Consider the following 11,570-nt stretch of genomic DNA (forward strand, 5'->3'; position numbering starts at 1 on the left):
ACCGCCGGCCGCCGCGCGTCCCGGCGATCAACCACGTGCGCGTCCCCGCCCTGGGCTCGCTGGTCCTGGGCCTGATCTACCTGCCCACGATCACCCGGCACGGCGAGGACGCCCTCCGGTTCACCTCGGGCCTGGACGCGGCCGGCATCTTCCGGCACTGGCTGCTGATCACGGCAGCGCTCTTCCTCGGCAGCGCGGTCGTCTACGCCGTGCGGCTGGGCGCCGCGGCCCGACGTGGAGGTGCTCGCCGGGACCGCGACGACGCCGTCCCGGCCGCGGCGCCGCCCGCAGCCGAGGAGGCCGAGCACCCGCGCGCCGAATCCCACGACGCCGGCGCCCGGTCCGATCCCTGATCCCTGATCTCTTCGCCGCCCTCGCCTCGTGACCGAGGACGGTTCGGCCGCGCCGTCGGGAACACCGACGCGCCGCGCACACAGTCTGCTCGAGGTCGGGCAGGGTCCTGGCGAAACCGACGCGCGACGCACACACCCCGGACAGTTCGTGTGTGCCGCGCGTCGGTCTGGCCATGATCGGATGCCTTGGCCGGCGGAGTGTGTGCGCCGCGCGTCGATCCCGCCGGGGCGAGTGCCGAGTGAACGTCCACTCGACGGGGACCCGTCCGCCGCGCGCGTCTAGGCCTGGGCGGCGAGCTCCCGCTCGGGCAGCGCCGCCTCCATCTCGCGCACGAGCGGCAGCACCTTCTCCCCGAACTGCTCGATCTCCTCCTTGACGTGCAGGAAGCACAGCAGGGAGAGGTCGACGCCGAGCTTCTTGTACTCGATCAGCCGCTCGGCCACCTGCTCGGCGGTCCCGATGAGCTGGGTCTTGAAGCCGTCGTTGTACTGGACGAGGTCGGAGAACGATGAGTCCGCCCACATCCCCTTCTTGTCCGACGCCGACGCGCCGGCCTGCTGCACGGCCTGGCGGAAGCCCTCGACCTGCTCGACGTTCGCCTTCTCGACGATCTCGCGCAGGGTGTCGCGGGCCTCCTTCTCCGTGTCCCGGACGATCATGAAGCCGTTGAGCCCGAACCCGACGGTGCGGTCGTGCTCGGCGGCCGTCGCGTTGATGACGTCGAGCTGCTCGGTGACGCCGTCGAAGTCCTTGCCGTTGGAGAAGTAGTAGTCCGACACCCGGCCGGCCATCTTCTGCGCGGCGGTCGAGTTGCCGCCCTGGAAGATCGTCGGGTGCGGGCGCTCCGGGGTGTTCAGCGGCTTGGGCTTCAGCGAGTAGTCGTGGAACCGGTAGAAGTCGCCGCGGAACTCGAAGTGGTCCTCCTCCCAGATCCCCTTGAGACAGCGGATGAACTCCTCGGTGCGGCGGTAGCGCTCGTCGTGCTCGAGCCACGGCTCACCGAAGGACGTGAACTCGCCCTTGAACCAGCCGGAGACGACGTTCGTCGCGAACCGGCCGTTCGTGAGGTGGTCCGCGGTGGCGCCGAAGTTGGCGAACACACCGGGGTGCCACATGCCGGGATGGACCGCGGCCATGACCTTGAGCCGCTCGGTCGCCATCATGATCGCGAGCGACAGCGAGGTCGACTCGTGCTGGTACTCGGCCGAGTAGCTGGCCATGTAGCGGACCTGCGAGAGGGCGTACTCGAAGCCCGAGTTCTCGGCGGCGATCGCGGTCTCGCGGTTGTAGTCCCAGTTCCAGTCGGTGCGCTGCTCGATACCGCTGGTGACCAGGCCCCCGGAGACGTTGGGGACCCAGTAGGCGAACTTCAGGGGGTCGGACGAGGTGCCGACGGACACGGATGGCCTCCTGGAGGCGTGGGGTGCCCCGGGAGCGGGGCGGAGGAGAGGGGCGCGGACCGGGTCAGGCGCGACACGCCTGGGTCGCGAGGAGTCCGAAGTCGACGTGCCGGCGGCGCGTCAGCGGGACCCCTGCGTTACCCATCGGACACAACCGTCACGGCCGCGCGGAGCGGTGTCAACCGAGGGCCCGCCGGGCGCGACGCCGCTCACACCCGCACGGCCGTCCCGTCCCCGACCACGTCCGCCCGCGGCGCAGCTAGGGTCGCGGGGTGTCCGACCCCGCTCCCGACGACGGGTGGCAGCCGCCGCCGCTGCCCCGCCGGCTGACCGACCCGGTCCCGGTGATCCTCGTCGGGTCGGGGCTCTGGCTGGTCGCCCTCGTGGTGCTCGGGGCCCTGGCGCTGATCGGGTCGCGGCCGGTCGACGTGTGGCTGTGGGCCTGTGTGGTCGGTGTCGGCCTCGGGGTGGTCGGCCTCGGCGTCCTCGGCCTGCAGCGACGGGCCAACGCCCGGGGCGCCCGGGGCGCGCAGAAGCTCTGACGCGGGCTCAGGACCCCTCGAGCGCCCACGCGGCGAGCAGGCCGCGGACCGCGTCGTCGGTGTGCACCACCGCGTCCTCCACCCACACCCCGGGGAAGATCGCGCGCGGCGGCCGGGTGCGGTCGTCGTCGGCCACCGAGACCCGCAGGCGCGCGTGCAGGACGACCTCCCCCGGCGGCAGCGGGCGCCCCACGGCGGCCGCCCACGCCGCGGCGGCCGGCAGGTCGGTCCACCGGGTCGCGACGCCGGGCGAGCGGACCTCGCCGTGGTGCCCCGCCCCGGCGAGCGGGAGGTCGAGCAGGTCGGCGAGGGTGGACGCGCACCCGGAGGCCACCGGGACCACCGCGTCCGGGTCGAGGCCCGCGAGCAGCCACGGCCGGTCGAGGACGGCGGGCACCGCCCCGTGATCGGGGTCGGCGTCCACGACCCGCCCCGCCGCGGTGCGCACCCGCGGGGGCGGCTCGACGTCGGCGACCGCGATCCGCCGGGCGTCGACGGCCTCGGCGAGCACGGTGTGCGCGGCCAGCACGCCCCCGGACGGCACCGTCCGGGCGGGGTCGGCGAGCCGGACGAGCAGGTCGGTCGCGTCGTCCGCGTCGTCGATACGCAGGTCGGTGCGGACCCCGACGGCGGCGAGGACCCCGGCGTCGGGCCTGCCCGGCCCGGGCACCGGGTCGTAGAGCGCGGCGAGGGCGGCCGCCCGGCCGGGGTCGACGGCGCCGGGCGGGCCGGGCGCGTCGCCGGGCAGCCGCCAGTGCCCGGGCGCTCGTCCGGCGAGTCGGCCGTGGCGGGCGAGCCACCACGCCGTGTACGGCACCGGCTCGCCCGGCAGCGCGACGAGCGCGGAGCGCGCCGACCGGTCGCCGGCGAGCAGCGCCCAGGCGGCGTCCCACCGGTCGTCGGCGATCAGGTCGAGGTCCCGGACGGCGACCATCGCGCCCATCGGCCCGGCGGGTTCCTCGACGTCCCAGCCGGCCGCCGGGTCGACCTCCTCGGCCCACCACGTCTCCTCGTCGTCGAGGTCGTGGTCGGGGCCGGTGGGGGCGTCGTCGCGGAGCACGGCGAACCCGTCGAGCACCCCGGCCGCCCGGAGCGCGGACCGGGCGTGCGCGGCCGCGGCGGCCTCGGCGAGCACCCCGACCGGTGAGTCGTCCCCGAGCACCGTGCGCAGCGCCCCGTCGGGCAGCACCAGCTCGTCGGCGCGCCGGTACCCGCCCTCGGTGTCGGGGAGGGCGAGCGCACCCCAGGCCGGGTCCGCGCCGGCGTCGCCCGCGTCGGCCAGCAGGCGCAGCACCGACCCGGCGAGCCCGTCGACGTCGAGCCCGGCCTCGGCGTCGTCCACCGAGCGGGCCACCGCCTCGCGCAGCTCGGGCTCCTCGAGCAGGGAGGCCGCATCGGCCCGCCGCGCGCCGAGCGTCTCGAGCAACGGGTGCACCGCGGCCGGGTCGACGAGCCGCAGCCCGGGCAGGCTGTCGCCGGCGAGCACCTCGGCGAGCCCGGGGTCGGGCAGCAGCGTCCCCCGCGGTCCCGGGACGAGACGCCCGTCGGCCAGCGGCACGGGCAGCGCCGCGAGCTCCTCGCGCGCAGCGACGACCGCGGGTGTCGCGGCGAGGGCCGCGTACAGGGCGTGCCACCACGACGGCGGGCGGCGCAGCCCGGCGAGCGCGTCGGCGAGGGCGGCCGGCCCGAGCCGGGTGACGCCGAGCGCGGCGAGGGCGGGGGCGTCGCGCGGCCCGCCGACGACCGCGGCCGCGAGGTCGGGCACCGCGCCGGCCAGGGCCGCGAGCAGGGTGTCGGCGGGGTCGGCGCCGGTGTCGAGCACGAGGGCGCGGGTGGGGACGAGGTCGGGCCCGTCCGCGGCGGGCAGCCAGGGCGCGTGGCGCAGCGCCTCGGTGACGGCGTCGCGCAGGACGGCGTCGACCTCGGAGGCGGGCAGCGCCGCGGCGGGGACGAGCGCGAGGCGCCGTTCGGGCGGGAGCGCGGCGACGAGCGCCGGGTAGGACGCGGCGGCGGCCCGCAGCACGTGGGTGGTCACCGCGCCGGCGCGCACCCGGCGGCGGTCGGGGTCGAGCGGGACGGTGACGACGAGCCGCGCGGGCAGCGTCGTCGTCTCCTCGGTCGGGGTCGGTGCGTGGAGGACGTCGGCGCGGGGCGGCTCCTGCCCGGGCGCCGGGGCCGCCCAGAGGCCCTCCCACTGCGTGCGGCCCCGGTCCTCGACGGCGAGCCCCGGGCGCCCGGCGTGCTCGAGGACCTCGGCCGGCAGCTCCCCGGCCATCGGCAGCGTCGTCCAGGTCGTCGTCGCGGCCCCGGGGGCGCGGCTCGGCACCGTCGTCGTGCCGCCCGGACCGGGCGCATCCTCCCGGCACACCGTCTCCCCGCCCGCGTCGACCCCGGCCAGCCAGGGCAGCGCCAGCAGCAGGTCGGCGGCCTCGTCGCGGGCCCGCTCGAGCAGCGGGGCGCCGGGGCCGGCCAGGGCGACCCGGACCTCGGTGTCGGCGCCGTCCGCCGGCGCCTCGGCGAGGTCGTCCGGCCCGGCCGGCCAGACCAGGCGCAGCGCGGGGGCCTCACCGCCGCGGCGGTCGAGCTCCGCCGCGACCAGGCCGCCGAGCGCGGCGACGGCCTCCCGGGTCCGCGCGCGCGAGAACGCGATCCCGACGACGTCGCCCGCTGCGGTGCGGGTGACCACACGCGGCGCGTCGCCCAGGGCGAGCACGGCGGCGAACCCGACGCCGAAGCGCCCGATGGTCCCCCCGTCGCGCTTCGCCGAGGCTCGCAGCGAGGCGAGCGCGGCGACCCCGTCGGCGTCCAGCGGCGCCCCGGCGTTCGCGACCCGCAACTCCGCCGTGCCGTCCGCGCCCGTCACCACCCGCAGCCACAGCGTCGTCGGGGTGCCGGCGCGCGCGGCGGCGTCCGCGGCGTTCTGGGCGAGCTCGACGAGCCAGCGGTCGCGGTAGCCGCCGCGGGTCAGGTCCTCCTCGGCGTTCGCGTCCTCGCGGAAGCGTGCGGGCGAGGCCGACCAGGCGTCGAGGACGGCGGCGCGGAGCTCGTCGGTCCGGAACGGGTCGGGGCCCATCGCCGGCCTCGCGATCCGCCGCGTCGGGGTCGTCAGTCGCCGTCGGCGCCGGGCGCCGCCGCCACGGGCTCCGGCGCCGACTCCATGTCGACCCCGTCGTCGTAGACCAGCTCGGCGACCGTGACGACCGAACCGGTGTCGATCTGCAGCTCCGAGTGCCCGCCACAGCCGTACTCGGCGTGCACCACGTGCCCGTCGGCGGGGACGTTGCCGTTGCCACACACGCCGAACGCGCCGCGCAGCGACCCGGCCAGCGACAGGTAGAAGCCGCAGGTGCCGCAGTGCGCGGACGCCGCGCGGGCCATCTCGGCGGTGGGGCCGAAGTCGCCGTCCGACCACCGGGCGGCCGCGTCGAAGCGCCCCTCCGGGCTCATGACGCGGGGGCGGCCGAACCCGAGCTCGTCGGCGACGCCCCGGAGCTGCTCGTCGTCCTCGACGTCCTCGGCGGGGTCGAGGTCGTCGTCGAGGCTCACGTGGGCGGGGACGAGGCGGTCGTCGTCGGAGTCGACGGGCAGCAGGTCGCCGGGAGCGAGGTCCTCCGCGCGGACCCGCTCGTTCCACGGGATCCACTCGGGGGCGACGACGGCGCCGGCCCCGGGCAGCAGCGCGACCTCGCCGAGCGTGACGGGGGCGTCCGGGTCCTCGTCGGCGACCATGACCGTGACGGCCCAGGTCCAGCCCCGGTAGCCGGGCTTCGCCGCCGCGAGGTAGTGGGTGGCCGCGGTGACCGGCGCGTCGTCGTCGGCGTCCTCGGCGTGGACCGCGAGGGCCTCACCGACCTGGTCGGGCTCGCCGTCGGCGGCCTCGACCGCCGCGGCGCGCGCGAGGTCGACCGCGGCGGCGAGGCGCGGCGGGACGGGTCGCTCCGCGGCGTCCCCGGCGGGGTCGAGGTGGTCGTCGCGCAGATCAGGGCCCGTGGCGGAGTCGGCGAGGTCGTGCACGGACCCGATTCTGCCCGACGCGGCGGGGTGGTCGGCGGGTGCGGGCGCGCAGGGGTCGTCCCGCGGCGCCGAGCGGGGGCCCTGTGCGGGGTCGGGGTGGCGCCCGGCGCTCACCGACCGCCGGGCCGTCCGCCGATCGCGGTGGACCCGCGCGTGACGCGCACACTCCGCCGGAAGCGGCGCCCGGTGCTGGGGACACCGACGCGCGACGCACACACAGCCGCCGCACTGGTCCCGGGGTGCGCCTCGCGGTCGTCGTAGGGCCCGTCCCATTCATGATCGCACGGGTGTGGCGGACCGTTCGGTCTGCGCCCCGTTTCCTCACACAGATCGCGATCATGGGGAACGCGGACTCCACACGATGGCCGCAACCCCCTGGCCGCACCACGTGTGTGCGCCGCGCGTCGGTCCGGGCAGAACCCTGCCCGCCTCCGGCCAGAGTGTGTGCGCCACACGCTGATCACCCGACCCCGCGTGGGAGCCTTCGCCCGTGCGGGCGAGGGCGGTGCTGCTGGCGGTCGTGCTGCTGGCGGGGCTGGGCGCGTGCTCCTCGCCGGCGGGCCCGAGCGCCACGAGCGCCGGCGCCCTGGCCTCCCCACCGCCGGACGTCGCCCGGCTGCGCGTCCAGGTCCTCGCGACCGTGCCGCACGACCCCGCCGCGTTCACCGAGGGCCTCGAGCTCTCCGCGGACGGCCGCAGGCTCTGGGAGGGCACGGGGCTGACCGGGGCGTCCCAGCTGCGGGAGACCGACCCCACCACCGGGAGCGTCCGGCGCGCCGTCGACCTCCCGGCCTCGCAGTTCGGCGAGGGGATCACCGTCCTGCCGGACCGCATCTGGCAGCTGACGTGGAAGGACGGCGTGGTCTACGAGCGCGACCCCGCCACGCTCGCCGTCCGGCGCACGCTGCCCTACGACCGGGAGGGCTGGGGCATGTGCCACACGGCCGGGGAGGTCGTCACCAGCGACGGCGGCGCCGACCTCGTCGTCCGGGACCCGACGACGTTCGCAACCCGCCGGGCCGTCCCCGTCACGCTCGGCGGCGCACCCCTCGACCAGCTCAACGAGCTCGACTGCGGCGACGGGCGCACGGTGTGGGCGAACGTGTGGCACACCGACGACGTCGTCGGGATCGACCTCGCGAGCGGGCGGGTCACTGCCGTCGTCGACGCCGCGGGGCTGCGACCGCCGGAGACCACGGCGAACCCCGACGCCGTCCTCAACGGGATCACCGCGGTCCCCGGGGCGCCCGGGGAGTTCCTCCTCGCCGGGAAGACCTGGCCGACGACCTACCGCGTGCGCTTCGTGCCGGCCTCCTGAGCGGCCGTCGCGAGGGGAGGATCCGGTCGCTCTACCCGACCGAGGGTTCCCCTCGCGCGGGGGACGGGGCGGGGGCGCAGCGCTCGGCGAGCAGCTCCAGCACGTGCCGGTAGGACTGCCCCGTGGCGCGGGACATCCCGATCTCGCAGGTGCGGTTGCAGCTGGCGTAGTCCGCCGTCGGGTGCGCCGCCACGTCCGCGGCCTCCTCGCGCGTCGCCGAGTCGGTCAGCTCCGGGTGCAGCATCCCCCGGTCGCCGGCGTACCCGCAGCATCCCCAGCCGGTCGGGACGACGACCTCGTCGGCCACCGCCTCGGCCACCGTGCGCAGGTCCTCCCCGATCCCGAGGTGGGTCGTGGAGCAGGTGGGGTGCAGGGTCAGCGACGCGGCCTTCGTCGGGACCGCCAGCGCGGGGAGGATCTCGCGGACCGTGAACGCGACCGCGTCCTCGACGCGCAGGCGCGGGACGCGGTCGTCCTCGGGCAGCAGGTGACCCAGGCCCGCCAGGCCGTGGGTGCACGACGACGCGTCGACGACGACCGGCAGCCGGCCCTGACCCGTGGTGTTCCACAGGCCGTCGACGACCCGCCGGGCCATGAGCCGGCCCCCGTCGGTGAAGCCCTTCGACTCCCACGGCGTGCCGCAGCACATCCCCTCGATCCCCTCCGGGACCGCGACCGTGATCCCGGCGGCCTCGCACAGCGCGAGGAACGCGTGCCCCGACCCCTCCCCGGAGTCCGCGGCGAACACCTGGTGCAGGCAGGTCGGGAAGAACACGACGTCGGGGTTCGCCGGGTACACCGCGGCCGGGCGGGTGTCGCCTCCCGAGGGCACCTCGCGGGCGTAGAGCGGGACGAGGTCGGTGGGGAGCACCCGCCGGGCGAGCGCCGACGCGGCCGTGGCCAGCCCCGGCAGCGTCGCCGCCGCGCGCAGCGCCACCCGGGCCGTGCCTGACACCCCCTCCCAGTGGTCCGCCACCGCCTTCCCGGCCGCCTGCGCGCGCTCGCCGTGGCGCTCGGCGCGGAGCCGCTTCATGAGGTCGCCGGTGTTGATGCGGACCGGGCACGCGGTGGCGCACATGCCGTCGGCGGCGCAGGTGTCGACGGCGTCGTAGGGGTAGTCCTCCTCGATCGCCGCCGCCAGGGCCGGGTCCTTCGCGGCGGCGCGGCGCAGCACGATCCGCTGGCGCGGCGTCGTCGTGACGTGCCGCGAGGGGCACACCGGCTCGCAGTAGCCGCACTCGACGCACGCGTCCACCTCGGCGTCCACCGGCGGCACGACCTTGAGGTCGCGCAGGTGGGCGTCGGGATCGTCGGACAGGATGATCCCTGGGTTGAGCAGGCCGGTCGGGTCGCACAGCGCCTTCAGCCCGCGCATCACGTCGTAGAGCTCGTCGCCGTACTGGCGGCGCACGAACGGCGTCATGATCCGCCCGGTGCCGTGCTCGGCCTTGAGCGTGCCGTCCTGGGACAGCACGAGGTCGACCATGTCGTCGGTGAAGCGGCGGTAGCGCTCGAGCGAGACGTCGTCGTCGAAGCGCTCGTTGACCAGGAAGTGGACGTTGCCGTCCTTCGCGTGGCCGAAGACCACCGAGCCCTCGTAGCCGTGGCGGTCGAAGAGCTCGGTCAGCCCGTCACAGGTCGAGGGCAGCGTGCGGACGGGCACCGAGACGTCCTCGAGCAGCGCCGTCGTCCCGGACGGGCGCGCGGCCGCGACCGCGGTGTAGAGCCCGGAGCGCAGCGCCCACAGCGACGCCCGGGCGGTGGGCTCCCGGGTCAGGCCCGCCTCCCGGGTCAGCGGCAGCCCGGCGAGCACCGGCTCGGCGTCGGCCTGGACCGCGTCGAGCTCCTCGGCGGTCGCGGTCTGGAACTCGACCAGCAGCCCCGCGTGGCCGTCCACCTCGACGTCGCGCACCGACTGCGGCGCCCGCGGGTCGGCCTGCGCGACGACGAGCGCCCGCGCGTCGAGCAGCTCCAGGGTCCGGGCGCCGGCCTCGAGCAGCGCCGGGAGCGCGTCGGTGGCCTCCGCGGTGCCGGCGAAGAGCAGCATCGAGGTGGCCGCGTGCGGGAGGACCGGCAGCGTCGCGAACACCGCCTCGGCGACGAACCCGAGCGTCCCCTCGGAGCCGACCAGCAGGTGGGTGAGCAGGTCGATCGGGCGGCTGTGGTCGAGGAAGGAGTTCAGCCCGTAGCCCATCGTGTTCTTCATCGAGAACAGGTGGCGCAGCCGCTCCACCGAGTGCGGGTTCCCGCGGACGCGGTCGCGGAGCCGGTCGAGGCCCTCGTACAGCGCCGGCTCGCGGTGGCGCAGCTCGTCGTCGGCGTCGGGGCGCCCGGAGTCGATGACGGTGCCCGACGCGAGCACGAACGTCATCGACTCGAGCGTCGCGTAGGTGTTGAACTCGGTGCCGCACGCCATGCCCGAGGAGTTGTTGGCGACGACGCCGCCGATGGTGCACGCCTTCGACGACGCCGGGTCCGGGCCGATCTTGCGGCCGTACCGGGCGAGGCGGGCGTTGACGTCCGCCACGGTCAGCCCCGGCCCGACCCGCACCGCGCGGCCGTCGTCGAGGACCTCGAACCCGCGGAAGTGGCGGCGGGTGTCGACGAGGACGCCGTCGGTCACGCCCTGTCCCGACAACGAGGTGCCGCCCGAGCGAAAGGTGAGCGCGAGCCGGTCGCGGACCCCGAGGCGCAGCAGGTTCGCGACCTCCCGGGCGTCGGCGGGCACGACGACCGCCTGCGGGTGGAGCAGGTAGTGCGAGGCGTCGTTGGCGTGGGCGGCCAGGTCGATCGCCCGGTGACGGACCCGGTCGGGGTCGGCGACGGCGCCGCGCAGGGCCTCGACCAGCTGCGCCGGCGTCGACGTCGGCGGGCCCGCGGGCCGGTCGGTGGGCGCGGGGCGGGGCGTGGTGGCCGTCACGTCCTCCACCATGACACCGCGACGCCCGCCGGACGAGCCGTGCGGGAGGCCCGTCCGCGGGGAGGTGTCCGCCGACGGGCCGCTCACACGCGACGTGAGAAGCTGCGCCCATGCGACCCGGAGGCGGTCCCGGGTGGTGGGAGGACGGTCCCGACGAGGGCCGCGGACCGGACGGGCGGTACCCGCGCCCCTCGTCGCGCTGGCTCTGGGGCTCGTCGGGATCGTCGCCCTCGCCACCGTGGGCGCCCGCGCCGCCGGGTCCGCACCGGCCGTCGGCACCGGCGGCGCGGACTCCGCCGGGGGCAGCCTGGTGGTGCTCTCGCTCAACACGTACAAGGGGCAGGCCGACCCCGACGCCCTAGCCGACCTGGTGCGGGACCGCAACCCCGACCTCGTCGCCCTGCCCGAGGCCCGGGGCGACCTGCGCCGCCGCCTCGCGTCGCGGCTGGACGACGACCAGGGCGGGTCGGGCTACCGGGCGTACTCCGCCGACGACACCAACGACGCGAGCGGCATGACCGTCTTCGTGCGGTCCTCCCTCGGGCGCCCGACCGTGACCCAGGACCGCACGGGCACCTTCCCGACGATCGTGGTCGACCTGCCGCGCTCCGCGCCCGGCGTCGCCTCCGGGCTGCGCTTCGTCGCGATCCACCCGCGCTCGCCGCGCCCCGGCGGGACGGGGAGCTGGGCCCGCGACGTCTCCGGGCTCTCGCGCTGGTGCGGGGCCGGGCGGCCCACCGTCGTCGCCGGCGACATGAACTCCACCGAGGACCACCAGGTGTTCGCCGACGCGACCGCGGAGTGCACCGACGCCGGCTCGGTCACCGGCGACGGCCTCACGGGCACCTGGCCGTCCTGGCTGCCCGGGTTCCTGGGCGCCCAGATCGACCACGTGCTCACCGCGGGCGGGCCGCGCCCGACGGCGTTCGAGGTCGTGCCCGCCGCCGGGACGGACCACCGCGCGATCCTCGCCCGGATCGGCGAGGGCTGAGCGCCCGCCGAGCGGTCAGCGTGCGGGCCGG

7 protein-coding genes and 1 pseudogene are annotated in these 11,570 nt (G+C 76.7%); 4 read left to right on the forward strand and 4 right to left on the reverse strand.

Going from position 1 to position 11,570, the window contains the following annotated elements:
* A pseudogene (locus tag AC0CYZ_RS25305) lies at window positions 1-353 on the forward strand (hypothetical protein); the annotation flags it as partial.
* A gap of 279 nt (window positions 354-632) precedes the next feature.
* Here the strand turns inward: AC0CYZ_RS25305 and sfnG are convergent.
* Entirely contained in the window at window positions 633-1,754 is a 1,122-nt protein-coding gene (sfnG, locus tag AC0CYZ_RS25310) for a dimethylsulfone monooxygenase SfnG (RefSeq protein WP_472220476.1), read from the reverse strand.
* A 272-nt stretch (window positions 1,755-2,026) separates the two neighbouring features.
* Between sfnG and AC0CYZ_RS25315 the strand changes: the two genes are divergently transcribed.
* Complete coding sequence (locus tag AC0CYZ_RS25315) at window positions 2,027-2,296, forward strand: DUF2530 domain-containing protein (RefSeq protein WP_472220478.1); 270 nt, start codon at window positions 2,027-2,029, stop codon at window positions 2,294-2,296.
* Between the two features lie 7 nt (window positions 2,297-2,303).
* Here AC0CYZ_RS25315 and AC0CYZ_RS25320 read toward each other — a convergent pair whose 3' ends face one another.
* Window positions 2,304-5,369: a sacsin N-terminal ATP-binding-like domain-containing protein gene (locus AC0CYZ_RS25320; protein ID WP_472220480.1), complete on the reverse strand. Its 3,066-nt coding sequence runs from the start codon at window positions 5,367-5,369 to the stop codon at window positions 2,304-2,306.
* Window positions 5,370-5,401: 32 nt separating this feature from the next.
* Window positions 5,402-6,310 (reverse strand): DUF3027 domain-containing protein, encoded by a 909-nt coding sequence (locus AC0CYZ_RS25325; RefSeq protein WP_472220482.1) that lies wholly within the window; start codon window positions 6,308-6,310, stop codon window positions 5,402-5,404.
* A 490-nt stretch (window positions 6,311-6,800) separates the two neighbouring features.
* Between AC0CYZ_RS25325 and AC0CYZ_RS25330 the strand changes: the two genes are divergently transcribed.
* Entirely contained in the window at window positions 6,801-7,628 is an 828-nt protein-coding gene (locus AC0CYZ_RS25330; protein ID WP_472220484.1) for a glutaminyl-peptide cyclotransferase, read from the forward strand.
* A 31-nt stretch (window positions 7,629-7,659) separates the two neighbouring features.
* Here AC0CYZ_RS25330 and AC0CYZ_RS25335 read toward each other — a convergent pair whose 3' ends face one another.
* A complete protein-coding gene (locus AC0CYZ_RS25335) occupies window positions 7,660-10,548 on the reverse strand; it encodes an FAD-binding and (Fe-S)-binding domain-containing protein (protein ID WP_472220486.1) in 2,889 nt (962 codons plus the stop codon).
* 133 nt (window positions 10,549-10,681) lie between these two features.
* Here AC0CYZ_RS25335 and AC0CYZ_RS25340 point away from each other — a divergent pair, with 133 nt between their 5' ends.
* Window positions 10,682-11,539, forward strand: a complete 858-nt coding sequence (locus AC0CYZ_RS25340) for an endonuclease/exonuclease/phosphatase family protein (RefSeq protein ID WP_472220488.1) — start codon at window positions 10,682-10,684, stop codon at window positions 11,537-11,539.
* The last annotated feature ends 31 nt before the right edge of the window (window positions 11,540-11,570 follow it).

Source organism: Actinomycetospora sp., from assembly GCF_055612215.1.

Excerpts from the sequence above, each read along its gene's own strand:
- AC0CYZ_RS25320 (WP_472220480.1), bottom strand. The coding sequence starts at position 5,369 with ATGGGCCCCGACCCGTTCCGGACCGACGAGCTCCGCGCCGCCGTCCTC.